The sequence below is a fragment of the Paenibacillus brevis genome (genome assembly GCF_018919145.1).
GTDB classification, from domain to species: Bacteria; Bacillota; Bacilli; order Paenibacillales; family Paenibacillaceae; genus Fontibacillus; species Fontibacillus brevis.
On record NZ_JAHLQJ010000035.1, the window covers coordinates 1 to 26,116 of the forward strand.

The window sequence follows — 26,116 nt, forward strand, 5'->3', positions numbered from 1 at the left end:
AGCGGGCTATCTTTCGATAACCTGCTCTTTTTCTTGATTTTTTGAACCAGCACCCTAACTTAATGACATTGCCCTTGCGGGAGCTTCTTCTGTATATAACCAATGGAGGTTTGCAGCCTATTCTTGAGATTGAACCAATTCATTATAGGCTTCTTCGACCTGTTTCCATTCCTCTTCGTCTTCGATATTGTAGAGCACCATTTCTTCGTTCTCTTCTTCCATACGAAGAATAATGCCGTCTGCACCAGGATTGTTACGCTCAAGCAATAATGCATAGAGCTTCTCGCCTACGTCGAAGGTTTCGACAAGAACCATTTCTACGTCCTTACCTTCTTCGTCTGTCAGCGTTAATACAAATTCCTCATGCTCGTGCTCATGGTCATGATCATGTCCGCAGCCGCAAGCGTCGCCATGCGCGTGATCGTGATTGTGATCGCTCATTAAAATACCTCGCTTTGATTTATTAGATAGTTAACCTGCTAACCTGCCGGTTTCTCTCGTATCGTAACATTTTCAGAGAAAGAGGTCAATTTGAAGGCTTATTTGAGCACATTGATGATCTTCTCGGAGACGAGGACAAAATCTCCGCCGTCCGAAGGCTTCATATAGAATCCGACCGTGTATTTGCCCGAGCTCTTGAAGTCATAGGTGTAGTCTTCCGTGCGGAACCAGAAGTTATCCCTTTGATCCTTAATTTCGCTGCTTTGAATCACTTTCGAGCTGCCATCCGGCGACGTAATCGATACGCGAACCTCAGAAATATTCGTGCGCAGATTATCAACTTGAGAGAAGACGTTGAACTTCAGCTTCCCGGTTTTCTTAATTTCACCAAATACGGTATCGTCCGCAAACAGGAACATGTGTACATTAGGTTTATTATAGGTTACTGTCTTGGCACTCTCATCATATTTAACCAGTCCTTCAAGCTGACGAACCGGAACATAGGTCTTTCCATCAATCACATAACCGCCTTCCTCCAGCTCACTTCCATTTAATAGAAGCTTCACTTTCTGGGATGCGGAATCCGCAAACAGCAGCGATCCTCCCATTAAGGAGAAAGCAACGACTAAAATTGCAACTCTTCTCCATTTCATTATTCAAACCCTCCAATTGGTTTAATTCATGTTGATGTAAATGTATACTCTATAGAAGAAGGCAAGTTGCGCTATTTTCACGAAAGAAAAGAAGATTTTTAACTTATATTGCCCTATTTATTATTGTCCCGATAAAAGGAGGAAGTAAAAATGGCGCTTCATTTACAGATGCTGGGTACAGGCGGTGCTTTCGCTAAGAATTATTTTAATAATAACGCGCTGCTCTCGACAGATGATTTCACCTTATTGATCGACTGCGGGATTACGGCTCCGATGGCCATGCATCAGCTTGGGGTCACCCCGGAGAAGATTGATGCGCTGCTCATTACTCATATTCACGGCGATCATGTCGGCGGACTGGAGGAATTTGCATTTCGGATGAAGTACGGCGCAGGGCGCAAGCCCGTGCTCTATGTGGCGGAGGCTTTGGCAGGCCCACTATGGGACCATACGCTAAAAGGAGGACTGGGGCAAGACGGGATAACCTGTCTTGAGGATGCCTTTGATGTTCGGCTGCTGAAGGAAGGAGTTCCATGTCAGATCGCTGAGGGCTTGAAGGTGGAATTGATCCGGACTCCTCATATCCCGGGAAAAACAAGCTTCTCCCTCTACATTAATGAGGAAATCTTCTATAGTGCAGATATGGTATTCCAGCCTGAGCTCCTGCAACAGCTTGCGGACGAGAGGGGCTGCCGCAAAATCCTGCATGAGGTTCAGCTTACAGGACCGGGCGAAGTCCACACCACGCTGTCCGAGCTGCTCTCGCTTCCCCAGAAGCTGCGGGCGATGATCTCGCTCATGCACTACGGGGATGAAATGGAGTCATTTATCGGTCAGACCGGAGAGATGGACTTCCTTCGCCAGCATAAACTCTATACGCTCTAAGCGCAGTACAGAAAAGGCCGCCTCCGAAGATCCATCATTTCCGGGAGCGGCCTCGTGCGTGCTATTCAGTTTCGAACCCTGGCAGAGAATCCAAGTTGTTAGACGGATCTCCATCGGCATCGCCCCGAATATAGAGCTCGCCGTCTTTTCCTTTAAAGAGATTCACACCCGCAATGGCCCCGGCCTGAACCTCCTGCTTCGCTTGCTCATAGTCCAGAATGCGCCCGCTTGATGTCTTGAATGCTCTAAGATCACCGTCGCCATTTTTTTGAACTGCGATGAAGGTTTCTCTCGAATTGAGTGCCATGACATTCTCATCTCCTCCGTATTATTTCCCGCTGGGGATAGAGATAGTATGTCCTGCTTTTCAAAGAAACATGACCCCACTTATAATGCGAGTTCAAAAAGTCAGCTTTTCAGCACCGAGAAGGTTGCGAGAACCCAAAGAAGGAGGCACGGAGTGTAGGCAGAACCTACATGAGTACCGGACTTCGAGGGTGAACGCAAGATTCGATGTCGAATCAACCCCTTGGAACACTTCGTGATCAAAAGATGACTTTTTGAACAACTTCTTACAAAGACTTGGTCATTCGTACATGGGGAATTCCGGCATCATCGAACGGTTCCGTCGAAATCGTCTCATAGCCCAGCTTGGCATAGAATGCTTCAGCATGACATTGAGCATCAAGCACGGACTTGGTTAGTCCGAGTTCACGGGCCAACGCCTCCATGCCAAGCAGAAGTACGCTTCCTATTCCTTGGGAGCGATATTCCTTACGCACAGCAATCCGCTGCATTTTGGCGGCATTATCGACATAATAGATCAATCTGCCGGTCGCAGCAGGCTCACCGCCGACTTCGACAAGGACATGATGCACCTGATCTCCAAGCACATCATATTCATCGATCTCCAGATCCACTGGCACCTTCTGCTCTACTACGAATACCTCTTTGCGAATCTCCAGGCATTCCTTTAATTGTATATCGTTCTCTACGTGAATGATGACTGCTGCCATAGCTGTCCTCCGCCTCCTTTACATCGTAGCATTATACAAAAAAAGTATTATCGTGTATAGTTGGGACAGAAAAGGACCATGTAGTGAAGGAGCCGATCTTTCGTGGGTATTACAATTGCCGCCTCTATTGTCATCGCGATTTTTCTTATCTCATCGATGTTCTATGTAACGAAAAAGGGCTACTCCCGCAACTGGGACGAGGAGCAGGAATAGCCGGTTGCCGCCGGGTTATGGATGTATCGGTGCACCCGGATAGACCTCTTTCAGCACCTCTTTCGGGTACACCTCATCCGCCAGCGCCGGCACCAGCCACCAAGGCTCGCTTTGCTGGCGGTCCAATGTAGCCTGGCTGGATGAGAACGTGCAGCCTGCGGTCAATATGGACATCACGAAGAGCCCAGCCACAAGCACGCTTATCTTTTTCCAGATCGTCATAAGTCGAATATCCTCCCTGTACCTATCTGTCTGTCCAGTATTGCCAGGGAAGATAGGGTTAAACCGCCTTGGAGCGGACACAAGCAAAACAACCCCGAATACAGAGATATCCGGAGTTGTAGATGGATCAATTTTGTTAGGGCAAATCTCCATTCATTTAAGACATTAAGAATCCGAGGGCGGTTTCTTTGTCTTGTCCTTGTCTTTTTTTGAAAAACCAGCTTCGAATGCAACTCCCAAAGCCACGCCCAAAGCTATCCCTATAGCAATATTGTCAAAAACAATCCAATAAAGCACGCCAAAGCTTATTCCCATAGCTATGCCTGATCCAGTCGATGAGCTTTTCTTCTTCAAAATTGCACCTCCCGCTGTTTCTTACTATTTACGACTTAAGGAAAAGAGGGTTTCATTCTACTGTTCTCATCGTACCATATGGATCATAGTTAGGCTAAAGGGAGATTCTCACTAGATACTTTCTTCTTTGCAACGCTTACCCACAGCTCGGCTACTTCCTAAGCATGGTGAAGCCCCCTCTGGCCAAACCTAAAGCTGATAACCTGTCGGTTTATATTGACATTCCTCTGGGTCCCTGATATTATCTACTTTATCTCCACTATACAAACGATCTGCTAGCTCAGCTGGGAGAGCACCATCTTGACAGGGTGGGGGTCAGTGGTTCGAGCCCACTGCAGATCATACTTGAAGAACCCTTACAGCGCAAGGGTTCTTTGCTTTCTCGCTGTTTTTCCAGACACAACAAATAAACCATTTTGATTCAAATGGTCAAGATTTGGTCAAGAATGTCTTGTTTTGGTCATTTCGTCGGGATTTTCGAACCTCTGACTAGTTCAAAACAACCTCTTCAACATCTTCCTCAAATAGCATTTTACCAAACATAATTGCCGTTTCTTTTTGCATACTCAGAAGTAGGTGCGAATATGTGTCAAGGCTTATTCTAACGTCTGCATGTCCCAAACGTTCGCTAACGATCTTAGGATTGACCGTTTCGTAACTTAAGGAACAGTATCCTCTCTTGGAGACCATGTTGCGCGAAGATTTTGGAAGATTAATAAAGAAAACATAGGCGAGTTTTTTGATTTAGATAAACTCACAGAACGAATCAGTAATTTAAAAGGGGATGCACTTTATTCAGAATTAAATACAGAAGAAATACAGGCAATTGAACTGTTTTTACAAGAGAACAGCGATGATATTTTTGGGTAATGGTCTAAATAAGGGTCAAGATTTTCTTTATTTTATTTTCTGTGTTTTCTAAGTGTTAGTAGCTTTTATTCAAAGAACCCTTGTCCAACTTAATTTTCTATCGCATTTTCTTTGCAGTGCATAAACGATTTTCCATCTTGGCAGGGTCAGTGATTCTAGCCCACAGATCATACTTAAAGAACCCTTACGGTGTAAGGGTTCTCTGCTTTTTGTTGCTTTTTTGTACATGGCCCGAAGCTCCTTGTTTATGTGAGAGTATCGGGCTGGATTTATTCTGAGTCTATGCTATGAGAATTCTTATATTCTTTGAGTAAATTATTCTGAAATTCTTCAAAACCTTGGATATCACCTATTACCTTTTCGCCAATTAATTTGTTATATAATTTGTCTATATAAAGTGTATTTTCATATTCTTTAAATACTAAATCACTGTCCCAAAATTCCTCTTCAGAAAGTCCAGTTAATTTAATTCTCTGGTCCATTATCTCTCTAATAATAGCTTGATTTTGAGCATCAACCTCTTCACTATTAAGCATACTTTCTTCTCGATTTATTACCTCTTTAACTTCACCTTCTGTTACGGTAATACCTATTTCTTTAGAATGTTGTACCGAAATTCGTTTTTTCAGCATCTCATCTATTAATTCCTGATCTGTAGGAAGACTAGCTATTGTATATGATGTGCTGTCTAATGTTGCGTTCAATTGATTTATCAGTTTAATGTTTACTTTGTAAAAATAAAACTCCGATTTGCTTATTTCAATGTCGCCCCCCAAGATAATAAAGTTGCTTTTGCTCATAGTACTATTCTGATCTTTCAACTCACCAAATGCATTTTCTATCAGCTGTTTTTGTTCATTGGTAACTAATTCTTTATCAGTTGCTGATGCGTACAGAGAGGAACTGACAGCAACAAGTAATACTATAAAAGATATTATAATTAATCTCTTTCTATTCATTTCGTCTCCTCCTTAATATTAATTACTAAATGTTAGTGTATTCGACGCTGTCCCACCACCAAAACATTTACTAGGAGTTGGTTGTGCATATCCTTCATTCTGGAACGTTGCAGTGAACGTACCACCAATTTGTCTAGACCAATCGCTACCGCTATTTTTTCCTGAAATAGCTACTGTACCTGGCTCAGTCCAATAAGACGAAGTATATGGTAAATTAATCGTACTATTTTTAAATGGATCACTCATACTCGTGTAATTACGAACATTTATTTGAGTTCCACATGCAGAGGCCCCGTATGAACCTCCAGATGGAATTCTAACATTGCTATCAGACATTGAGAATGTGATTGTTGAACCCGAAGAACCTGAGTAGGTTATGATGCTTTGGGTTACTTTACTGATTGTGAAAGTTATTCCTCCATCAGGTCCGTATTGTAGGATTCCTTTAGCAGTTTCGCTAGTCTTAGTTGCTGCAGAAGCTATTACTGGATTAAAGATGGTTAGAAGAAGACTACTTACTAAAGTGAAAACTAGAGTGAATCTGAAGTGTTTTCGATTACTCATCATAAATAAAATCCCTCCTAAATATAATTTGGTAAGGTAACCCATTTAATTTCCTTACATTTCCATTATACTCATATTTGGGAATCGTCTACAAGTTTGTGTTATATTAAGAAAAAAGGGGGTGATAGGTTTGAAAAGAGTTATATATATTTGTCTAGTTGCTGCCTTTTTGGTGGCTAGTGGCTGTGGGACTGGAACTCAGAATACTATACCGCCTACTGCTATCGATCAAAGTCCTCAAAACTATGCCGGACTATCAATAACAAACGGAGTAGTAGAATGGAACGAAGGCTCAGATTGTTGCAAATCTTTCGAAGATACATTGCTCGAAATGCCTTTTGAGGTTCGAATTCCTAAGGTTCCCTTTCAAATTACTAATCAAGCTGCCGAAATTGTCCCAGCAAACTTCAATTTGATACGCCTTACTTTTGCAAATGTGGAGCATGGAGAGCAACTAATATTGTCTATTTCAAATTCGAAAGATGAATCCAAGCCAGAAGGAAAAAAGGGTCCTAAATTAAACGACGGGACACAAACCTGGATACAAAGCAATCAGAACTTAAGCGGGTTATATTGGAAAAGTAACGGATTAAACTATGCTTTAGCATCGAGCAAAGCTGAAGGTGGTGACTTCCTTCCTTTGTATGATATTTCTGAACTTATTCAAATTGCCAACTCTCTAGAGAAATAGTTCTAATGGTAAATTCACTTTCAATTGGTATTCTTGAAGGTGTTAAACTGCCTCATCAGGCCCCTTACAGGCAACACCACACAGTTCCTGCCATGCATGGATTCCCCCTCCTTGCTGCACAATAGTTGAACGGACATCCCCACATCCGATCCGGATGCCAATGTAAAGTGCAATGGAGGAACTGTATTAATGAGACTCAAGACTGCAAGCTGTATAGCCTTATGCCTGTCGTTCACGTTTTTGATCCAATCGGTACCAACGGATGCCGCCCCAGCAGCCAACTTGAGGGGAAGAGAATATTATGAGGAGCGCGGTGATATCGTCTGGGAGGTCCCTACGGAAGAGAAATATATCGCACTGACCTTCGATGACGGTCCGGATGAGAAGCAAACGCTGCTCATTCTGGATTTACTTCGCCAATATCATGCCAAGGCTACCTTCTTTGTGGTTGGTGACCGGGTGGAACGATATCCCGAAATCGTCCGCAGGGAACTGGCGGAAGGCCATGAAGTGGCAAATCACTCATATACTCATCCGGCATTCCAGCGTCTGTCAAGCGGGTCTATGGAAGAGGAATTAAATCGCACTCAGGAAGCGGTCTTCAAGGCAACAGGGACAAGACCGATTTTGTTTCGTCCCCCCGGAGGTTATTACAATGAGCGCCTGATCTCCCTCTCGAAGCTGCACCATCTTCAAATGGTCTTGTGGTCCTGGCATCAGGATACGAAAGATTGGCGTTCACCTGGCACACAAGTCATTGCAAACAAGGTGCTTGATAATGCACGGAGCGGCGACATTGTGCTTATGCATGATTTTGTGCATAGAAGCTCCCAGACTTACGAAGCCTTGCGGATCATTCTGCCTGAGCTGAATCGCCGGGGCTATTCCCTGGTGACAGTGTCCGAGCTGCTTTCACATAAAGTCGCCCCGAAGAACCACATCAAGGTAAGCTACTAATCATTCTATAAAGTGAGGAGTTAGCCGCTATGGATAGCCATGTTTCTTCAAAAGTTTCTAAGCAAAGTAAAAAAGACGCTGAAATGGGCCCCGGTGTTGATCCTATTCCCACGCCCAAGCACCCGCTATCTCCCACAGCTAAACTCGAGGACGTTGTCGATGTGCTTATGAATGGAGATGCAGACTCTCGGGAACAAGATAAATCCCTGGAAGAGCATTGAATAGCCGAATCCAATCCCCTCAAAAAATTAATAAAAAAGCCGCGTGCACCTGAGAAGCGATCTGGCCCCTCACCGTGCATGCGGCTCTTCTTTTGTCAGGTGTTCAGTTCTTCACCAGATTCCAGCCCGTCAAACACGCTGTTCTCAGGCATTGACTTAGCAGCCGGGTAGCGCTCCCATACCAGTTCAAAGGTCTCGAAGCGGTATTGCGGCAGCATATCCGGACCTAATGGACCGAATACACGCTCAATGCTGAACATCTGGGATTCATGCGCTTCAAGTGCCCGACGCTTTATATCCCATTTTCCTTCCCCATTTATTCTCAGAAGCCCTGACGTATCCGACAGAAGTGACCCGAAGCGATTGTAATACAACTTTTGTACAGAAGGAGCCTTTCCCCCATAGATAACACTGTTTACCGCATGATGGATTACAATATGGTCCTGATGACCGGAAATGCCATCTTCCGGGAAGGTGACCACGACATCTGCCTGATGAAGATTCAGGAAATCTGCAATCTCCTGCTGAAGCCGCTCCGGGTCAGCATCCTTCAGTTTTCCGTCTCCTAGATCCAGCTGCTTGACTGTGGAAATCCCCAGCACATTAGCCGCCTGCTCCAGCTCTTGATCTCGCTTGGTTGCCAGTTTCTCCCGGCTCATCTCACCTAACCGCCCAGTCTTCCCCGCCTCCCCGCGGGTTGCTGTCAGGAGCACCGCTTGGCCGCCTTGATCCGTAATATCCTTAATTAAATATGCACAACTGAATGTTTCATCATCTGGATGAGCGTAAATAAACGCCGCTGTAAAATTTTTACGCATATCTATCCCTCCAATTATTTCTATACTTACTATACTTCCTATACTTCAATATTGACTAAGTGCTTAAAATTCTCTACAATTCAGTAGAATCTACTATAAACAGGTGATCTGGCATGAGTCAACCCAAAGAAATGCCCACGCGGAATAAAATTCTGCAGATGATGAAGACTTCCGGACCCATGAGTACCCGGGAGATAACAGCCGAGTTGGGAATTACGGAGATGGCGGTGCGCCGTCACCTGGGCGTGATGGAGCGCGATGGGCTCATTGAGTCGAAAATGATCCGTCAGACGCTGGGTCGTCCCACCGCGGTATTCGGACTTACTGAGCATGGAGAGAGTTTGTTCCCTAAAAATTACCATTCCTTGACATTGGATTTGCTTGGCGAACTTGAGCAGGAGCTTGGCGAGGATACGGTGAAGCATCTGTTCGATCGGCGCAAAGTGAAGCTGAACCATCAATATGAGCCGGAGATGCAGGGAAAAGACTTTCATGAGAAGGTATTGCGTCTGGCTGAAATTCAGAACGAAAATGGTTATATGACCGAATGTGTGAAAAAGGATGACGATCATTATGTACTGATGGAGTACAATTGCCCGATCTCCCAAATCGCTAACCGGTATAACCACGCTTGCGATTGTGAGCTCAAGCTGTTCAAAAGTCTGCTTGATGCCGACGTCGAACGAACGGAATGTCTTGCCCAGGAAGGGCGAAAATGTGTCTATATCATCAAAAATAAATAGCACTTATTCATATTGAATAGCCGGTAATCCGTCACATGTTGGTGGATGCCGGCTATTTTATTCAGTGATCTACCCCATGAAACGCCGCAAGTTCCGCCTGAATCTGTTGACGTATTAACTCAAGGCATTCTTCAGAGGTCTTGGCAAATACTTTATTTCCATTAACCATAGCATAAGGTCTTGCTCTACAAAGCCCGCACAGGTTCAGGCAATCGAGCCGCAATACGGCGATTTCTGGGAACTCCTCCTCCAACTGCTCCACATCCAGCAAGGACAGCAGGTTCGCTTCACAGATCTCAACGACAACTATACCTAATCCCATGTTTCAAAACCTCCTGTAACGGGTATAATTTATCCGATCAATCATTATGATAAATACGTGGGCTTTTGTCAACGAATGTTCTAAATCAGCATCTAGATAAGCATACTTACTATACATGTATGTTGACTAAGTTCCTAAGGATAATTATAATAGATTGTGTTGAGACTATCATACATATTCCATTTGGAGGTTGATAACTATGGCACACCAATTACCGGCATTGCCTTATGCCAACAATGCACTTGAACCGCATATCGATGAAACAACGATGATGATTCACCATGATCGTCACCACAATACGTATGTTACAAACCTCAATGCTGCTCTGGAATCTGCTCCTGAGCTCCAATCCAAATCCGTTGAAGAACTGATCAAAGACTTGGATAGTGTTCCAGAAGGTATCCGTACTGCTGTCCGCAACAATGGCGGCGGGCATGCCAACCACTCCTTGTTCTGGGAGACAATCGGTCCTAACGGCGGCGGAAAGCCTTCCGGCAAGCTGGCAACAGCAATCGATAGTGAGCTTGGCGGCTTCGACAAGTTCAAGGAAGATTTCACAAAAGCAGCTACAACCCGCTTCGGCAGCGGCTGGGCGTTCCTGGCTGTAGATGCTAACGGCAAACTGTCCGTATACAGCCTGCCTAACCAAGACTCCCCGATCATGGAAGGCAAGACACCGATCCTGGGTCTGGATGTCTGGGAGCATGCTTATTACCTGAAATATCAAAATAAGCGTCCAGATTACATCAGCGCATTCTTCAATGTTATTAACTGGGCTGAAGTGGAAAAACGTTACGAAGCTGCCCTGTAAGTTATCTTCGTAAGATAAAATATCTAATAAAAGCCGTTCTTGGTGTAATGATCAACTCATTGCTCCAAGAACGGCTTGTTTTTATGGCTTCAAATGTGAGGTGCGGGATATCAAGGTTGGGCGAACGTAGATCCGAACTGCTTCCCGGAGACTTTCAGTCAAGGAGAGCAGCAGGTCGGCCGCCGCTTCACACATCCGCTCCTTCTCCACCCGCATCGTCGTTAAAGCAATATCAATGCTTCCTTTATATTGAAGATCGTCAAACCCGACTAATGCAATATCTTCCGGTACCTTTAATCCCCGCTGCTCCAATTCTTTAGCAAGCAAATAAGCGATCCGGTCATTTCCGCAAAAAAACGCCTGCGGTAATGGACTCATTCCCTTTAGAAAGTCGTGAATCTCCTGTTCCGACTCCTGATAACTCACTGAATGCGTAAGAATATCTTCCCTTTGGATCGTCAAATCGTGATCAAACATCGCCTTCCAGTAGCCTTGCCACCGCTCTTCGTGGCTCGATGCCAGATTTACCGGGCCAATAAAGCCGATCTCCCGATACCCCGAAGCAATTAACAAGGATACCGCCTCATAGGCACCTTCTACATTCGCGGACACGACTGCCGGGCAAGGCAGGCTCCGGTGATACGAGTCCAGCATAACAAGCGGTACATCCAGCTCCCACACTCGTCTCACATAAGCTTCTTTAAGCGCGCCAAACAGAACAATTCCCCTGTAGGCAATCTCGGCACAATGGCGTGGAAGCTCCAGCCGCTGTTCCATATCGGCGGTAATTCTGACCAACACAGCATTAAGTCCGCGGTTTCGGATGCTGCCTTCAATTCCCCAGATCATGTCGTGAAAGAACTGAAAGTGATCGTTATCCTCATAGTCCATAACCCGCTCCGGTACTAGCACCAGAATATTTCCGCGCTCGGGCAGCCTAGACTCTCCGAACCGACCGTAACCAAGCTCCTTCGCCGCTTCAATCACACGTCTTCTTACCCCTTCACTGACACCCTTTTTATTCAGCAGGGCAAGCGATACCGCATTCTTCGAAATTTGTAAATGGTCAGCAATCGTCTGCATCGATACTTTCTTTTTCCGGGCCATCAGCTTTTCATTCCTTCCAAAACATGATACACTTGGCCTAACATTACTTTACAAAATTAATTATGTCAAGTTTGTCAAGTAAATCAATGAAACATCGGAGGGTTAAACCATTGAATTACGCAATTGGTATCGACATTGGCGGCACGAAGACCGCCATCGGACTCGTGGATTCCGAAGGCAATGTTAAGGATAAACTATCCTTGCCGACAGACCAATCTGTAAGTCCGAGCGAAATGGTGGACCGCATGGCTTCTGCAGTGCGACAGCTGGCTGATCAGGCCGGATTGTCTATTGAATCGCTCACAGGCATCGGAATAGGTGCTCCCGGCCCGCTGAACACGAAGCTGGGACAAATCTCCGAGCCGCCCAACTTGCGCGGCTGGTGGGGCTTTCCTGTCGTTGAAGCCGTAAAGCGGCACTTTGATCTGCCGATCTTCTTCGAGAACGATGCTACAGCTGCTGCGCTGGCGGAGAAATGGATCGGTGCGGCCCGCGACTCCCAGCATTTTATCTACATCACGATCAGCACAGGCATTGGGGCCGGCATTTACAGCCATGGCCGTCTGATTACTGGCGCTACCGGCAACGCCGGAGACGTCGGACATTTTGTTGTTGCTCCGGAAGTAGGCCGATGTGTCTGCGGTCAGGAAGGCTGCTGGGAATTCGTTGCTTCCGGCACAGCCATTGCAAGACAAGCCGGCGAACTTCTCGGTCGTCCTGTGTCTACCAAGGAAGCTATTGATCTGGCAGCCTCTGGCAATCATCCTGAGATGACCGCATTGATTGAGCGAATCTACAAATACATTGGGGTGGGTTGTGTAACCCTGATCAATACGCAGGATCCTGAAATGCTCGTGCTCGGTGGCGGAGTCAGCCAGGTAGGAGCACCATTGTTCAATGCAGTCAAAGATTATGTATCCCGCTATGCGCTTAATCCGACCGGCCGCGAGACGCGAATTGTCCCTGCTGCGTTATCTCAAGATGCCGGCCTGATCGGTGCCGCAGCGTTGGTGCACGTATCATATTAATAATGAACCACAAACGAACCACATAGGAGGAATTGCACAATGAATCAACCCATTTTTTTAGAGCCTGTATTTCAAGAACGAATCTGGGGCGGTACGAAATTGAAGGAGCTCTTCCAATACGACATCCCCAGTGAACACACTGGAGAATGCTGGGCCATCTCCGCACATCCGAACGGACAGAGTATTGTCAGCAGCGGAGCCTATCAAGGTCTTAAGCTCGGCGAACTATGGAGCCAGCATCCCGAGTTGTTCCGCTCCTCTTCCTCTGTATTCCCTCTGTTAACGAAGCTTCTGGATGCTTCTGATGACCTGTCTGTACAGGTTCATCCTGATGATGAATATGCCGGCAAGCATGAGAATGGTGAATTGGGCAAGACAGAATGCTGGTATATCGTTGATGCCGAGCCGGGAGCCGAGATCATTTATGGAATTGAAGCAACTACCAAGGAAGAGCTTGTACGTATGATTCGTGAAGGCAAGTGGAACCAACTCCTCACTAAAGTACCTGTTAAAGCCGGTGATTTCTTCTATGTACCTAGTGGTACCGTGCACGCATTAGGAAAGGGCATCGTCGTGCTGGAAACGCAGCAAAGCTCTGATACGACCTACCGTGTATATGATTATGACCGGAGAGATGCTCAAGGAAATCTGCGTGACCTGCATCTAGAAAAAGCGATCGACGTAACAACAGTCCCTCAAAGTTATGTCCCTGTATCGTATACCGTATCCGAGGAGGAAAGCCTTAAGAAAACCTCCTTCGTCTCGAACTCCTTCTTTACGGTAGAAAAATGGGAAGTGTCCGGTCAGGCAAAGGCAGCTGAACAAGCCAAATATACCTTGTTCAGTGTCATTGAAGGAAGCGGTGAGCTTCACCATCAAGATTCCTCATACCCATTGAAAAAAGGTACGCACTTTATTGCACCGGTGGATTTTGGAGCATTTACATTGTCCGGGGAATTAACAATGATCGTTGCTCATGAATAGAGCGCATAAAAAAGGCCGGGTCGCTGTTCACAACGAACACGACCCGGCCTTTGCTTTTATTGATCTTGTATAGCCGAAAGATAACGGTCTTTCATAATTCCCATATGATGAATAGCATGTCCTGCGATAATATAGGCAATTGCTCTTGCCGTAGTATCATGCCCCGAGGCATGGCCGACACGCATCCAGGCCTCATCATCCAATTGACGGAACAGAGAAAGTGTAGCAATTCTTACAGCGGCAAAATCCTGAAGCAGATCATTAATTGAGCGGGTGTCGGCCTGAGAATGAGCAACGAACAAATTTTCCTCAAACCCAGGAAGCGGGGTCTTATCCCCTCTGGCTACCCGCAAAAGTCTGTAGCTCATGATACGCTCCGTATCCGCAATATGCCCAAGCACTTCCTTCAGACTCCATTTGCCCTCTGCATAACGGAATTTAGATTGTTCCTCAGAAACGCCTGACAACAGTTGAATGCATTCTTCAATTTGCGATTCCAGCAAGAAGGCTAGATCGACATCCGGAACTTTCTCAACATACGGTTCAAAATGACTTCCATATTCTTCAGCTAACGGGCGCTCCAGCATATAATCACACTCCTATTACGGTTCATATCATCATTTACAGCTTCAATCTTCCCATACTTGCTCCATCAGTCGGCGGATCTTCGACGACCTTTCTTTCGTTAAGGCAAGATCCACATTCCACTTGTGTCCATCCCATACAACAACATCTCCAGGCTTCACTTCCGGCGACACAAGCGCTCGCGGCACGTCCTGCTGGACCCCGCCAATCTCCAGAATACATATTTGCTCTTCCATTCCCTCGACGATGGCTGTCAAACGCCTCACCTCCCTGTCAATACCTCGATCTGTTCCCCATTTGTGGAAATCTCGATGGAACCGTGCAGATCATTACGATAAACCTTTACTCCAGCCTTCCCTAGGCGGTTCAGAATTTCTTCCTTGGGATGCCCATAGGAGTTCTCCCCCACTTGAATAACCCCCACCTGAGGGCGAACACGCTCTAGAAAGCTGGCTGAAGTCGAGGACTTCGATCCATGATGACCAACCAAGAGAACATCTGCTTGCAGATCGGCACCCGATTCCAGCATTAGTTTCTCACTTTCGCGCTCCGCGTCTCCGGTCAGAAGGAATGATACTTCTCCGTAAGTAACCTTTAACACTGCACTCATATTATTGCTGTCATCGCTCGTCTTCACCGGGGCAAGCATCTGAACCTGAACTTCCTCGTCCCAATTAGGGACCACCCCTGCCTTGGCTGTCTTCACCTTCAAGCCCTTGCGCTGAATGGATTCCAGCAAGGACTCGAACGTCTTCGTATTGGCCTGGATCTTCGGCATATAGATAGCACCAATATCATGTTGGTCGATGACACGGTCCAATCCGCCGATATGATCCGCATCCGGGTGTGTTCCGATCATCACGTCGATCCGGCCTATTTCATACTTCTCCAGATAATCCAGCATTACCTGCTCCTGATTGTTATTCCCTCCATCAATCAGCATCGTTTTTCCCGAGGGACTAATTAACAGCTGGGAAGCCCCTTGGCCTACATCCAGAAAAATAACCCGCAGATTCCCGTTCTGCGCTTCGAAGGATGTATTCCAAACCTCATGTTCTTGACCTGCTTCCGAGAGAAGCTCTGTCCAATCCACTGAACAGCCGGCCAATCCTAACATCAGGCATAAGCCCAATACATAAGTGCCGATTGTCTTGCTTAACTTCTTCAATTGCTTAAACCGATCATGTCTACCCATAGATGCTCTTACCTCTTCTTCATAAATCTTTATCTACTATAGCATAAATGATTGCCGTCCTTGCAGTCCGATTTGCAAATTAATCCAGCTTATTCACATAAACATATAAGCTCAGCTATTTCCAAAGCAAAAAAAGAGCCGCTCCGTTGGATCTGCGATCCTTCAGAACAGCCCCGATTGTAAGAATTGTTTATTTTACAGATACGCGAATCGTCACTGTCTTACCGCCATAGACCGCCTTGATTGTTGTGCTGCCCTTGGCAACAGCTTCAATCTTGCCTCCAGTTACTTTTGCAACAGAAGGCTTTGAGCTTGTCCAGACCGCACTTCCCGTTACAGTCGCCTTGCTGCCTGTATCGTATTCTGCTGTCAGAACAACCGTCTTGGCCGAGCCTGGGGACAGAACCAGGGATTTCTCATCCACGGTAACCTTGCTTAGCTTGGCTACAACACTAACATTAATACTTACCTTATGTCCTTGGTAGGACCCGGTCAGCGTCGTAGTTCCGAGTGCCACTGCCTTGACTGATGTCGAAGAAATCGTAGCCACTTCGGGATTCGAGGATTCCCAACCCATCTTGCTGGACAGGTTGACTGTCTTTCCATCGCTATAGAATCCTGTTACTTTGATCGACTTTGACTTCTTAAGGTTCAGTACAATACTGGTCGGATCCACAACGACCTTTGTAATCTTCTGTTCGATGGTTACTGGAATCGAAATGGTTTTATTGGAGAAGGTACCTTTCAGTGTAGCAGATCCCTTCGTCAAGCCTTTAATCGTTTTGCCTATTGCAGAAGTTTTAATTACGCCATTCGATCCGGAGAGTGTCCATTCTACTGTAGCCGAAACATCGCCCTCTTCTCCATCTTCCCAGACAGCTGTAATTACCGGCAGCTTCGTCTCTTCACCGATTACCACGCTTAACTTCTCTTCATCCGCTAGCAGGGTGAGTACCTTTTCAGTTACTTCCAGAGTAACACTGATTTCGGTATCACGAACGCTTAAGCCCGTGCCTGCAAGAGAAGGAAGTTTCGCCGTAAGTGTCACAGCTCCCTTGGCTACAGTAACAACCTTGCCGTTCTCAATTTTGGCAATACTCTCATCAGCAGAGGTCCATTCCACGATACTGCTAACATCCAGATCCTCATCATCCAGCTTCGTTGCCGTTATCTTCGGCAGGCTGGATGAATCTCCCTTGAACAGCTCCAGCTTCGTCTTCTCAGCTTTCAGAGCGGTTACAGTCGGATATACCGTTACTTTGATCGATTTGCTGATCCCCATATGGCTAACCTTGATGGTAGCCGAACCAGCCGCTCTTGCAATAATTTTGCCATCGGTGACCGTAGCCACCAGCAGATTGGAGGATGTCCATTCCGCAATAGACGTAACATTATCATCCCGGTTCGCACCGCTTCTCATTCTTGCTTCCGCATCAATCTGCTCAGCGATGAACATCGATTGGTCTGCAGATGGATTCATAATAATGACTTCATAAGGTGTACGAACATAGACATCCGTTTTCGCCGTTACTCCGAGGTAAGTTGCAGTTACAGTTGCTTTCCCCAAACCAACCGCTTTGATCTTCCCCTTCTCAACAGTCACTACAGAACTGTCTGAAGTACTCCAGGTTGCTTTTTCTGTAACATCCGTCTTGGAATCCTTATCATCTGTATGCGTAGATTGCGCATTCACCTGCAATTCGTCGCCAACGACAAGCTCCAAATCCTCGGCCGTTTCCGTTGTTCCATTCGGAGTGTATTGCAGCTCCAGCTTGGAATAAGGCAAGGTTACCGTAACTTTAAACGTCTCAGTCAACCCTGCATATTTGGCCGTTACCGTCGCCGTACCTTCGCCAACCAGAGTAAGCTGGCCCTTTTCAACGGTGAGCACAGAAGTATTGGAAGAGCTCCAGGTTGCATCTTTAGTAACATCCGTATCCTTCGATGTTCCCGCTCCATCCACAACGCTCGTCACCAACGCCTTGACTGCAAGATCGCTTTCCTCTGCATCGAGGCTGTATTTTCCTTCAGAACCGTATTCCAGTTTCAATTCCTTATAGGATTCTTTAATGGTTACCGTAATTGAAGAGGTCGCACTGTTGTAATCGGCACGAATTGTTGCCGTACCTACCTTGATCGCAGTGAGCGTTCCCTTCACCACTGTAACAACCGAATTATCGGAGGAACTCCAGGTTGCACTATTCGTCAAATCTTGCGTCCCTGTGGAGCCTTCAAATGTCCCCCACACCTTAATCTCTTTAGAGCCGCCTACCGTCATCTCCAGCGTGGTTCCTTCTCCATCAATTGCAATGGATTTAAGATCACCCGTAGCCGCCATCGCTCCATGAGGCAGTATAGTTGTAAGCAGTAATGTGAGCATCAGGAGCCAGCCCGTCATTTTTCTCTTCACCATTCGTTTTCTCCTTTAGTTCCATTATTTGCCGGAGTCCATTCCAGGCCTATAGGTTGTTTATCGGAAAAAGCAGTGTCAAAAGTAACCTTCATCCCAAAAAACATGACCATTGTCCTAGGAATTTATTTTCCAGAATTACTTAACAGATAAATCCAGATGGAGTGAGCTATGGGGCGGCCAATTTTATTTTAACGAATTAAGGATTGCAATGATGGCAAAAACATGGTATATTCATTTTTGCGCTGATATTTTGCCGGGGTGGCGGAATTGGCAGACGCACAGGACTTAAAATCCTGCGGTAGGTGACTACCGTACCGGTTCGATCCCGGTCCTCGGCATAGATCGATTGAATTAAAACAGCCAGTTTGAATCATGTAGATGATTCAAACTGGCTGTTTTTCGTTGCAGTAAAATGACTGTAACTGAATTTATACTAAAGCTAATGCGGCTTATGCACGGTCGCTTTCGCGTCTGCGCATTCCTGCCAGACCAAATAGTCCAAGCAGACCAAGCCATCCCCAATTGGATCCTGTCCCGGTCGTAGCATGGGCACGGACCGTATTGGTCCGGTAGTTGCCTGTTCCCGTCGTATTGTAGTCCCGAGTCGATGAACGGTTATACATGGAATTGCTTCTCATCGTACCTCGATTATTGTTCATATTCGAATTCATTCCATTGTTTGTACCATTATTGAACGTATTCGGGCTATTGTTCAACATATTGGTACCCGTATTGGTATTTGGAACATTCATCCGGTAACCATTGCCGGAATAGCCGTTAGTCGACAAATCCCGATCCAGATTATTCGTCATTCTTTCAATGGGATTGTTCGCCATATTTCCCCGCATGGGAGCTCCGCCGGTGGTCGTGTCGCCATAGGTACTGTAAGCACTTGCTGGAACAACTAAAGCTGCTGATAAGGACATGGTTGCAATAAGTGCAGTTAACTTTTTGTCCAACCGTAACACCTCCATCGATATTTTTGCTTACGATGGTAAGCTTCCCGGAAGCCAAAGCACTTATGCAGTCCTAAGATTGCAGCATTTTGCCAGCCTGGAGAAGCAGCTTCATTCCTTCAGCGAGCTGCTTTTCATTCAGATAAGAATAACTGAGACGGATGTACGGAGTGGACGAATCCCACGGATCGCAGATTGCTCCCGGCAGGAAACTGACCGATGCCTTCAAAGAATGACGGATCAGCATATCTGCGTCCCAACCAGAGGGAAGCTTCGCCCAAAGATTGAGGCCTCCCTTCGGACTAATCCATGTTAGCCCGCTGCCTTCTAATTGCTGTTCCATACACGCTTTACGGAGTTGCATCGCTAACCGGAGCTTTGCGATATGCCCCTGCATCCGATCTGTAAAGAAAATATGCCGGAATACCACTTGATTAAACAAGGGACTTCCATTGTCTGTCATCACTTTTATCCGCAGCACCTTGGCAATCCGGTCTCCCCGGGCCATCATAACTGAAATTCTCAGTCCTGGTGAAATATATTTACTGAAGCTGCGAATATAGACCACTACTCCTTCGGTATCATAAAAAAAGCATGGAGGAGGGGGCGGTGCATCAAAGTAAATATCATGGCAAACATCATCCTCCAAAAGAAGGCACATGTACTGTTCAGCCAGTTCCACTAATTCCTTTCGCTGGCAGGCTGATAAGGTAAAACCGGTTGGGTTATGAAAGGTCGGATTTATATAAAACAGGACGGGCTGGTGTGTTCGCATCAAATGTTCCACTTGATTCATATCGTACCCATTTTCCGTGAAATCAACAGGATGAAGCGTCGCATTTTGCTCCTGGAAGGCATCAATCGCCGGACCATAGGTAGGCCGCTCAATCAGCACATGATCCCCCGGCTTCACGAATGCTCGCGCGGCAAGATCAATGGCTTGCTGAGCACCGCTGGTTATCAGCAGTTCGTCCGCTGATACCGAGAAGCCGGATGTCTTAAGCAAATAGTCAGCCAGGCTCTCTCTTAATTGTAAATCTCCGGCGGTTGACGAATAGGTTCCTAAGAGCCTTGGCTCCAAATCCAGCAATTGTTTGACATCGCTTGATAAATGCCTGTTTGGGAGTAAATCCGGGGCAATCAGGGCACGGGACATCTGATACAGGATCGAATCATCTTTATAAATCGAAGACTCGATATCACGCTTCTTTGTCTCCTTAGACTTCTCACATACATAGAAACCGGACTTGGTTCTTACCTCAATCCATTTATCCTCCTGCAAGCGCTGATATGCCTTAAGCACAGTCAGCCGGTGAACACCAAGCCTGCTGCCCATGCAGCGGACGGACGGAAGCTTGTCTCCCGGCTTCCATTCCCCTTTCAGAATGCCTTGAACTACTGTTTCATACACCTGTTCTGATTTCGACATTGGGATCCCTCTGTTCTATTTTTGGCAACCTGTTCTATTCTAATTCTATTATAGTAAAAGAAAAGGAGGAGACCTCATGAAATATCACGTAGTGGATGCGTTCAGCGAACAATTATTTAAAGGAAACCCCGCAGGTGTCTGTATTTCCGATTCATTTCCAGACGCACGCCTTATGCAGAACATTGCCATGGAAAATAGCCTTTCCGAGACGGCATTTGTCGTCCCGAGAGAACAACAGGGACATTTCGACCTGAAATGGTATACGCCGGAGCTCGAAATTGAATTATGCGGACATGCCACGATCGCAAGCGCTTATGTTGTCCATCATCATGTTGATTCCAGCCTGAAGGAGATCTCATTTCACACCTTAAGCGGTGTGCTTACCGTCAGTGTGCATGAACCGCTGTATGAGTTGGACTTCCCGTCTCGGCCTCCTGTATACAACAATGCCTCTGAGCTGCTTGAAGAGGTCTTGGGAAGGACACCTATAGAGACCTTTATGACCGTAAATGACATAGGAATTCGTCATTATGCCGTACTTGAGAATGAGCTGCAAGTCCGAAGCTTTGCTCCTGATTTTGCCAAGATTAAAGCTATACCCGGCAATTTTGGTCTGGTACTTACGGCAAAAGGAGACAAGGAGGACTTCGTGTCTCGCTTTTTTGCTCCTGCAGCAGGAGTCGATGAGGATCCGGTGACCGGGTCAATCCACACGACTCTGATTCCTTACTGGACCGATAAGCTGGGAAAATCAAAGCTCATTGCACGACAGGTCTCCAAGCGTGGAGGCGTGCTGTATTGTGAACATAAGGGGGAAAGGGTCAAAATCGGAGGTCATGCTATTCAGTATCTTGAAGGAGAATTATTCGTAGACCCAACTCCATAAACCAAGCTTGCCTTTGCAAGGAGTCGGTAGGGTCAACTTATTTAGGCCAAGAATTTCCCATGCATAACGCCCTTCGGAAAAATCGCCAAAGCGGATCTCGAAGGCATCTCGTTCAGCGCTAAGATAGACGAACTCATCGTTATGTGCCAAAATTACATCTTGTTCTCCTTCAGAAAAGGATTGAATTTGATAGCACGCTGTAAGCTCGCCTACAGCAATTACGGCCCCGGTAGGCAAATCCTCCGGGGAGCCGTACCCGTGCTTTGCAAGTACAGAGCTTATCTCTTCTGACATGCACGCAGTTTTATCTGCCTTTTTGCCAGCATGAATGGCAAGTTGTCCCCGGTATCGGGTAGGCCAGCTTCGAGTCTCAAACTTCTTTTCCCCCACGGCAATTAAAGTGGCCCAGGGCTGTTTTATAGTGATGGCCTTCATTTCGCCCTTCATATCGAAAATCCTTTCTAGATGAATTAATGGTGAAATATAGACTTTATGTCCCGTTGCAGCACTTTGGACGTCGCGTTGATTAGCAGTTCTTCTAATGCCGAGATACTTGCGACAATGCAAAGCACCAGAATCGTTATGCTCAGCGGAAACATCGAATAAAGAAATGGAAAGAGAAATAGAGCGAACCCCGTTGCCTTGTTACTATATGTATGTAAAAATGTCAGCTTACCGTATTTTCCAAACCCTACAATGATAGATAAACATCGGGCAGCAGCAATCAGAATAATCCATGGGATGGACCAACCTGGAAGTGCTATATATATAATGTAGATGAAAAGCATAATGCCAATGAAAAGAAAATCAGAAACACTGTCAAGCGCTTGACCAAAATTGCTGGTCGCACTCAGCCTTCGCGCCAAATAGCCGTCCAGCACATCACTTAGACCACAGATTATATAAAGTGCATAGAAAAGAGGAGAGAACGGATCCGCAAATAACAAGCTCACAGCGCCAAATACTCTTATCAACGTTATAAAATTGGGTATGAATGAGATGCTGCTCACCCCGCTTGAGGTTTTCATGCTTGTTATTATACCATAGAGTCCCCCCTTGGCTCACAAGAGGGGCGCTCTATTCTCCTTTTCGAGCATCTGCAAGGCCGACTTGCCGATGCTAAAACACTGAATTATAACCCTCTCCTTATCAGGCTCTATGATGCAATCAGCCTCGGTCTGAGCAGTAAAGCTGAAACCGGGGATACTGGAGCCCCCGTCTGGATATTTCCGGAGCCTATATAAGTCCACGTTCCTGTGTTAAAGAAATAATTCCTGCCGTTATTGCTGTCCCATTGCCCGTTTCCATTATTAAAGCAAGCCTCCAGGCGCGCTGCTGTTCCAATATCAACCGTAAGCTTACTGTAGCCGGGAACTTCCGAGACTTCCATCGCTACTCCCGGCACGGCTGTCCATGTCCCGCCTTCCGGACGGTAATGCAAGTAAGGTGTGCTGAAACCATGCTTATAATATACTGTCACTGTATTGGCAGCTGCCGGATCGGGTGCTCCTTCTACGATTTGACCATTCCCATTGTACGTCCATGTACCCGTGCCGAAAAAGTAGTTTCTCTGATTGTTGCTGTCCCATTGCCCGGTCCCGTTATTAAAGCAAGCCTCCAGGCGCGCTGCTGTTCCAATATCAACCGTAAGCTTACTGTAGCCGGGAACTTCGGAAGCTTCCATGGCGACTCCCGGTACGGATGTCCAGATTCCTCCTTCGGGACGATAGTGCATGTAGGGCGTGCTGAAGCCATGCTTATAGTATACTGTCACTTTGTTGCCCGTTCCGCTAGGTTCCGTAGCGGCTTCTAAAGCTTCACTCGGGTCTGACTCATTGTTGGCGGCATCACGGGCTTTAACGATATATGAATACGACGTTCCCGGGGAAAGTCCTGAGTCCGTAAAGGTAGTGGCAGTGGAACTCCCGACCTTAACTCCATTCCGATAAATATCATACCTTGTTACTGCAATATTGTCGGTTGAAGCATCCCAGACTAATGTAATAGTCTTATCCGTCGCCTTAGTGGAACGCAAATTTCCAGGTGCGCTTGGAGCAACCGTATCTCCTTCTCCATCCGGGTTGGCATCATGCCAAGCGCCATCATACCAGCCTTCGGCACCCCTTATGAATCCGGCTTGATTTTGCCCAGGGTTTTGCTTGCCGGTTCCGTCCCGGAAAATCACCGAGGCAGTGTCGACGCCGTCGATCTTATAAGAATACCAATCTCCGGCTTCGTGGACCATGGCCGGGGCAGTAGCCCAGGTTGGCTCAGCAACTTTGGGTGAGGTGCCATAGTAATACAGATACGGACTTCCCCAATCTGCCGGCTTCTTGAAATGGATTATCAGTCCGGCATTAGGATCTTTCTTGGTATATTGATATTGCTGCGTCGATACTCCTTCTTCATTCTCCGCATACAATCTCAGCGTGGCCACTTCATCAAAACTCATATCTTCGCCGATCGATAATAATGTTCCATCCGTAAATTCGATACCCCGGCGCGGATCCGTGCCATCCAACGTATATTTCCCGCTTGCTGCCTTATCCAAGAACAGCTTAATCATCAATGTATCGGTCTTGAAGGTTCCTCCGGCAGGCGATGCCGACAGAATCGGAAGCTTGGTCTCCGCTCCCTGCTCAATTAAGATCAACCCGTTCTCCCCCGGCGTAAAAGCAGCCAGGCCGCCGCTTACGATAGTCTCATGTCCAGTGTAAAAGTCCCGGACCATGGTTCCGTCAGGGAATGCCGAAGCCACATTCACACTAGTAGATCCCGCCGCCCCGACAACGACGACTACCTTGTCCTCGATCCCGTCCTTGCTATACGACCGTTTAAACGTATAGGGCGCGTCACTGATTTTTTCATGACTGCCTGCCCCTACAGAAATATGATTATTGCGGAACTGCCCTACTTTCTGCCAATGCGACAAAACATTCTGATTCAAGTTATTCCAGTCCATCGATGATCGCGTTCCTTGCTGCGGATCGGATCCGGTCTCCCCAAAAGCTCGCCCTGATTCATCACCATAGAAGGTTTGAATCCCGCCAGGCAGAAGAAGCAAAGCGGTTCCGGCCTGGATTAAGCGGCTTCGGTCGTAGAGTCGCGTATCATGCGAGGAAATATAGCTAAGTACATTAAAGTCAGGATCACTGTTGATTTTTGAGGCATAATCCGCATAGGTCCCTTCCAGCGAATTGATATTGGCATCCTGGAACGAGAAATTGATGATCGAGTCAAAGCCGTTGTTGAAATATTCACTTTTCCCTACGCCATGGCCCCATACCTCTCCGGTCATCCAGAAGTTGTCCGTCCAGTCCGCTCCAGGCTTAGCCGGATTGTTTTGTCTCCACCGCTCGAGCGCAGCGCTGCTATCGTTCTTAAGCTGCTTCCAGCGGTTTAATTCTACATGCTTTGCCGTATCTGCACGGAACCCGTCAATCCCGAATTCTTCGACCCATGCTGCCAGCCACTTACTCAAGTAATCTGCCGGCGCGATACCCAAGTCTTTACGCAAATTTTTAGCCGCGGGAACAATCCACGGTTCATAACCGCTGTTCTCCTTCCCCCATTTCGTTACAAGAAGCGGTGGCAGTCCGATGCTGCTCGTCACATTCGTGCGAAAATCCGGCAAGTCGCCTACGCACAGCGTCAAATCACTTCCGCCGCAATTTTCATACCCGGCAATTCCTGCACGTACCCATCCCCCCCACCAGGAGGACCAAGCGGAAGAATCATTATAATTAATATAGTCATGATAGCTGTGCCATGTCTGACCGCTGACCGGTGTCCAGTTGGCACCAATCCCGTTCCTTGCGCCGAAGTTATATTCCTCCATATCCTTCAAGGTCGCGTATCCCGGGTGATTCATGACCACGTCGAGCACAACCCGAATCCCCTTGGCATGCGCCGTGTCGACAAACTCTCGCATCTCTTCCACAGTGCCCATATTTTTGTCCATCATCGTGAAATCAAGCGCATAATATCCATGATAGCCATAATGCGCGAAGTCACCGCCAGTTCCCCCGCCGACCCAGCCATGCATCTGTTCATAGGGTGCCGTGATCCAGATTGCGTTCGTTCCTAGCTCGGTAAAATACCCTTCATTCAATTTTTGTGTAAGCCCTTTCAAATCACCTCCGTGGAAAGTCCCAATACTTTTTCCGGATGCATCGACACTTAATCGACCGTAAGAATTGTTGTTGGTCGGGTTTCCATCCTTAAATCGATCTGTAAGTACAAAATAGATGTTGGCGTTATCCCAACTGAAAGTTTTATTTGTAAGCTCAGTTGCTTGCCCTGTCGCAGCAGCAGCCTTTTGAGGCTCAAATCCTTGTAGAACATAGATGGAGGTGACTAGAAAAACAATGCTAAGAAAAAAGGAACTTATTTTTTTGAATTCTCTCATCACATAATTGTCTCCTCTCATTTTTTGTGCAAACGTTTGAATTTTAGCTTATAGTCGCTTCTCTGCCGTTTAATTAATAATAACTACGCCAGGAATCCTTGTTAGATCTTGTTCCAACTTCCCTCCTTTCTATAAGTTACAGGCGAAGACCATTGGAAGCACTTACAATAATCAATATGACATGATTGTTTAATATTGTAAAATGCTCAAAGGAATTGTACCAGACAATATCCCTTCCTGTACACTCTTTTTTGTCCGTCATTCTATTTAAGCCAAGCATATTGGCTTGAAAAGATTCGGAATGTCGCATGGAGAATCATAACCACCCGTCAAACGGGTGGTTTGCTCTAAGGCTATAAGCCTTTATTACCGGCTCGCGTCTAAA

At 46.5% G+C, this 26,116-nt stretch carries 29 protein-coding genes and 2 tRNA genes; 11 read left to right on the plus strand and 20 right to left on the minus strand.

The features are described 5' to 3' along the window. Window positions 1–117: 117 nt before the first annotated feature. Together KQJ23_RS22970 and KQJ23_RS22975 are read right to left on the minus strand one after the other, a co-directional pair. A complete protein-coding gene (locus tag KQJ23_RS22970; protein ID WP_216481228.1) occupies window positions 118–441 on the minus strand; it encodes a DUF1292 domain-containing protein in 324 nt (107 codons plus the stop codon). 98 nt (window positions 442–539) lie between these two features. Continuing rightward, a complete protein-coding gene (locus KQJ23_RS22975) occupies window positions 540–1,094 on the minus strand; it encodes a copper amine oxidase N-terminal domain-containing protein (RefSeq protein ID WP_216481229.1) in 555 nt (184 codons plus the stop codon). Between the two features lie 150 nt (window positions 1,095–1,244). Here KQJ23_RS22975 and KQJ23_RS22980 point away from each other — a divergent pair, with 150 nt between their 5' ends. Then, the gene (locus KQJ23_RS22980; RefSeq protein ID WP_216481230.1) at window positions 1,245–1,979 is read left to right on the plus strand and encodes an MBL fold metallo-hydrolase; all 735 of its coding nucleotides are present in this window, start codon (window positions 1,245–1,247) and stop codon (window positions 1,977–1,979) included. A 61-nt stretch (window positions 1,980–2,040) separates the two neighbouring features. Here the strand turns inward: KQJ23_RS22980 and KQJ23_RS22985 are convergent, their stop codons facing one another. From KQJ23_RS22985 to KQJ23_RS23000, 4 genes are all read right to left on the minus strand, one after another. Then, a complete protein-coding gene (locus KQJ23_RS22985; protein WP_216481231.1) occupies window positions 2,041–2,286 on the minus strand; it encodes a DUF3892 domain-containing protein in 246 nt (81 codons plus the stop codon). Between the two features lie 265 nt (window positions 2,287–2,551). Continuing rightward, on the minus strand, window positions 2,552–2,995 hold the full coding sequence (locus KQJ23_RS22990; protein ID WP_216481232.1) for a GNAT family N-acetyltransferase: 444 nt from the start codon (window positions 2,993–2,995) through the stop codon (window positions 2,552–2,554). 228 nt (window positions 2,996–3,223) lie between these two features. After that, a complete protein-coding gene (locus KQJ23_RS22995) occupies window positions 3,224–3,430 on the minus strand; it encodes a hypothetical protein (RefSeq protein WP_216481233.1) in 207 nt (68 codons plus the stop codon). 165 nt (window positions 3,431–3,595) lie between these two features. After that, a complete protein-coding gene (locus KQJ23_RS23000; protein WP_216481234.1) occupies window positions 3,596–3,784 on the minus strand; it encodes a glycine zipper domain-containing protein in 189 nt (62 codons plus the stop codon). Window positions 3,785–4,053: 269 nt separating this feature from the next. On the opposite strand from KQJ23_RS23000, the gene KQJ23_RS23005 reads away from it, so the two are divergent. Then, a tRNA-Val gene (locus KQJ23_RS23005) sits at window positions 4,054–4,126 on the plus strand. 797 nt (window positions 4,127–4,923) lie between these two features. On the opposite strand, the gene KQJ23_RS23010 is transcribed toward KQJ23_RS23005, so the two are convergent. Both KQJ23_RS23010 and KQJ23_RS23015 read right to left on the minus strand, forming a co-directional pair. Next, window positions 4,924–5,613 carry a hypothetical protein gene (locus KQJ23_RS23010; protein ID WP_216481235.1) on the minus strand — a complete coding sequence of 230 codons (690 nt, stop codon included), beginning with the start codon at window positions 5,611–5,613 and terminating at the stop codon, window positions 4,924–4,926. An 18-nt stretch (window positions 5,614–5,631) separates the two neighbouring features. Beyond that, window positions 5,632–6,177: a hypothetical protein gene (locus KQJ23_RS23015; protein WP_216481236.1), complete on the minus strand. Its 546-nt coding sequence runs from the start codon at window positions 6,175–6,177 to the stop codon at window positions 5,632–5,634. 130 nt (window positions 6,178–6,307) lie between these two features. Here KQJ23_RS23015 and KQJ23_RS23020 point away from each other — a divergent pair, with 130 nt between their 5' ends. From KQJ23_RS23020 to KQJ23_RS23030, 3 genes are all read left to right on the plus strand, one after another. Then, entirely contained in the window at window positions 6,308–6,868 is a 561-nt protein-coding gene (locus KQJ23_RS23020) for a hypothetical protein (protein WP_216481237.1), read from the plus strand. A 189-nt stretch (window positions 6,869–7,057) separates the two neighbouring features. After that, a complete protein-coding gene (locus KQJ23_RS23025; RefSeq protein ID WP_216481238.1) occupies window positions 7,058–7,825 on the plus strand; it encodes a polysaccharide deacetylase family protein in 768 nt (255 codons plus the stop codon). Window positions 7,826–7,854: 29 nt separating this feature from the next. Continuing rightward, window positions 7,855–8,046, plus strand: coding sequence for a hypothetical protein (locus tag KQJ23_RS23030; protein WP_216481239.1), 192 nt, complete (start codon window positions 7,855–7,857; stop codon window positions 8,044–8,046). 95 nt (window positions 8,047–8,141) lie between these two features. On the opposite strand, the gene KQJ23_RS23035 is transcribed toward KQJ23_RS23030, so the two are convergent. After that, entirely contained in the window at window positions 8,142–8,864 is a 723-nt protein-coding gene (locus tag KQJ23_RS23035; RefSeq protein ID WP_216481240.1) for a PIG-L deacetylase family protein, read from the minus strand. Between the two features lie 113 nt (window positions 8,865–8,977). Here KQJ23_RS23035 and KQJ23_RS23040 point away from each other — a divergent pair, with 113 nt between their 5' ends. After that, the gene (locus tag KQJ23_RS23040) at window positions 8,978–9,607 is read left to right on the plus strand and encodes a helix-turn-helix transcriptional regulator (RefSeq protein ID WP_216481241.1); all 630 of its coding nucleotides are present in this window, start codon (window positions 8,978–8,980) and stop codon (window positions 9,605–9,607) included. A gap of 61 nt (window positions 9,608–9,668) precedes the next feature. On the opposite strand, the gene KQJ23_RS23045 is transcribed toward KQJ23_RS23040, so the two are convergent. After that, window positions 9,669–9,929 carry a YuzB family protein gene (locus KQJ23_RS23045; RefSeq protein WP_216481242.1) on the minus strand — a complete coding sequence of 87 codons (261 nt, stop codon included), beginning with the start codon at window positions 9,927–9,929 and terminating at the stop codon, window positions 9,669–9,671. A gap of 199 nt (window positions 9,930–10,128) precedes the next feature. Between KQJ23_RS23045 and KQJ23_RS23050 the strand changes: the two genes are divergently transcribed. Further along, window positions 10,129–10,740, plus strand: a complete 612-nt coding sequence (locus KQJ23_RS23050; RefSeq protein WP_216481243.1) for a superoxide dismutase — start codon at window positions 10,129–10,131, stop codon at window positions 10,738–10,740. A gap of 81 nt (window positions 10,741–10,821) precedes the next feature. Here KQJ23_RS23050 and KQJ23_RS23055 read toward each other — a convergent pair whose 3' ends face one another. Beyond that, the gene (locus KQJ23_RS23055) at window positions 10,822–11,847 is read right to left on the minus strand and encodes a LacI family DNA-binding transcriptional regulator (RefSeq protein ID WP_216481244.1); all 1,026 of its coding nucleotides are present in this window, start codon (window positions 11,845–11,847) and stop codon (window positions 10,822–10,824) included. A gap of 110 nt (window positions 11,848–11,957) precedes the next feature. Here KQJ23_RS23055 and KQJ23_RS23060 point away from each other — a divergent pair, with 110 nt between their 5' ends. Together KQJ23_RS23060 and manA are read left to right on the plus strand one after the other, a co-directional pair. After that, the gene (locus tag KQJ23_RS23060) at window positions 11,958–12,875 is read left to right on the plus strand and encodes an ROK family protein (RefSeq protein ID WP_216481245.1); all 918 of its coding nucleotides are present in this window, start codon (window positions 11,958–11,960) and stop codon (window positions 12,873–12,875) included. A 39-nt stretch (window positions 12,876–12,914) separates the two neighbouring features. Continuing rightward, a complete protein-coding gene (gene manA, locus KQJ23_RS23065) occupies window positions 12,915–13,859 on the plus strand; it encodes a mannose-6-phosphate isomerase, class I (RefSeq protein ID WP_216481246.1) in 945 nt (314 codons plus the stop codon). A gap of 56 nt (window positions 13,860–13,915) precedes the next feature. Here the strand turns inward: manA and KQJ23_RS23070 are convergent, their stop codons facing one another. From KQJ23_RS23070 to KQJ23_RS23085, 4 genes are all read right to left on the minus strand, one after another. Next, a complete protein-coding gene (locus KQJ23_RS23070) occupies window positions 13,916–14,446 on the minus strand; it encodes a DinB family protein (protein ID WP_216481247.1) in 531 nt (176 codons plus the stop codon). A gap of 42 nt (window positions 14,447–14,488) precedes the next feature. Then, the gene (locus KQJ23_RS23075; protein ID WP_249530014.1) at window positions 14,489–14,701 is read right to left on the minus strand and encodes a DUF3006 domain-containing protein; all 213 of its coding nucleotides are present in this window, start codon (window positions 14,699–14,701) and stop codon (window positions 14,489–14,491) included. A gap of 5 nt (window positions 14,702–14,706) precedes the next feature. Continuing rightward, window positions 14,707–15,639, minus strand: a complete 933-nt coding sequence (locus KQJ23_RS23080) for a ComEC/Rec2 family competence protein (RefSeq protein WP_216481248.1) — start codon at window positions 15,637–15,639, stop codon at window positions 14,707–14,709. 190 nt (window positions 15,640–15,829) lie between these two features. Beyond that, window positions 15,830–18,052 carry an Ig-like domain-containing protein gene (locus KQJ23_RS23085; protein WP_216481249.1) on the minus strand — a complete coding sequence of 741 codons (2,223 nt, stop codon included), beginning with the start codon at window positions 18,050–18,052 and terminating at the stop codon, window positions 15,830–15,832. A 252-nt stretch (window positions 18,053–18,304) separates the two neighbouring features. On the opposite strand from KQJ23_RS23085, the gene KQJ23_RS23090 reads away from it, so the two are divergent. After that, a tRNA-Leu gene (locus KQJ23_RS23090) sits at window positions 18,305–18,390 on the plus strand. Window positions 18,391–18,501: 111 nt separating this feature from the next. Here KQJ23_RS23090 and KQJ23_RS23095 read toward each other — a convergent pair. Both KQJ23_RS23095 and KQJ23_RS23100 read right to left on the minus strand, forming a co-directional pair. Continuing rightward, window positions 18,502–19,011: a WGxxGxxG family protein gene (locus tag KQJ23_RS23095; protein ID WP_249530015.1), complete on the minus strand. Its 510-nt coding sequence runs from the start codon at window positions 19,009–19,011 to the stop codon at window positions 18,502–18,504. Window positions 19,012–19,081: 70 nt separating this feature from the next. Then, a complete protein-coding gene (locus KQJ23_RS23100; protein ID WP_216481250.1) occupies window positions 19,082–20,437 on the minus strand; it encodes an aminotransferase-like domain-containing protein in 1,356 nt (451 codons plus the stop codon). A gap of 76 nt (window positions 20,438–20,513) precedes the next feature. Here KQJ23_RS23100 and KQJ23_RS23105 point away from each other — a divergent pair, with 76 nt between their 5' ends. Continuing rightward, complete coding sequence (locus KQJ23_RS23105) at window positions 20,514–21,323, plus strand: PhzF family phenazine biosynthesis protein (protein ID WP_216481251.1); 810 nt, start codon at window positions 20,514–20,516, stop codon at window positions 21,321–21,323. Here KQJ23_RS23105 and KQJ23_RS23110 read toward each other — a convergent pair. From KQJ23_RS23110 to KQJ23_RS23125, 3 genes are all read right to left on the minus strand, one after another. Continuing rightward, window positions 21,300–21,770: an ASCH domain-containing protein gene (locus KQJ23_RS23110; protein WP_249530016.1), complete on the minus strand. Its 471-nt coding sequence runs from the start codon at window positions 21,768–21,770 to the stop codon at window positions 21,300–21,302. The genes KQJ23_RS23105 and KQJ23_RS23110 overlap by 24 nt on opposite strands. Window positions 21,771–21,793: 23 nt before the next feature. Next, on the minus strand, window positions 21,794–22,351 hold the full coding sequence (locus tag KQJ23_RS23115) for a CDP-alcohol phosphatidyltransferase family protein (protein WP_216481252.1): 558 nt from the start codon (window positions 22,349–22,351) through the stop codon (window positions 21,794–21,796). A gap of 128 nt (window positions 22,352–22,479) precedes the next feature. Beyond that, a complete protein-coding gene (locus tag KQJ23_RS23125; protein ID WP_346779450.1) occupies window positions 22,480–25,731 on the minus strand; it encodes a carbohydrate binding domain-containing protein in 3,252 nt (1,083 codons plus the stop codon). Window positions 25,732–26,116: the final 385 nt, after the last annotated feature.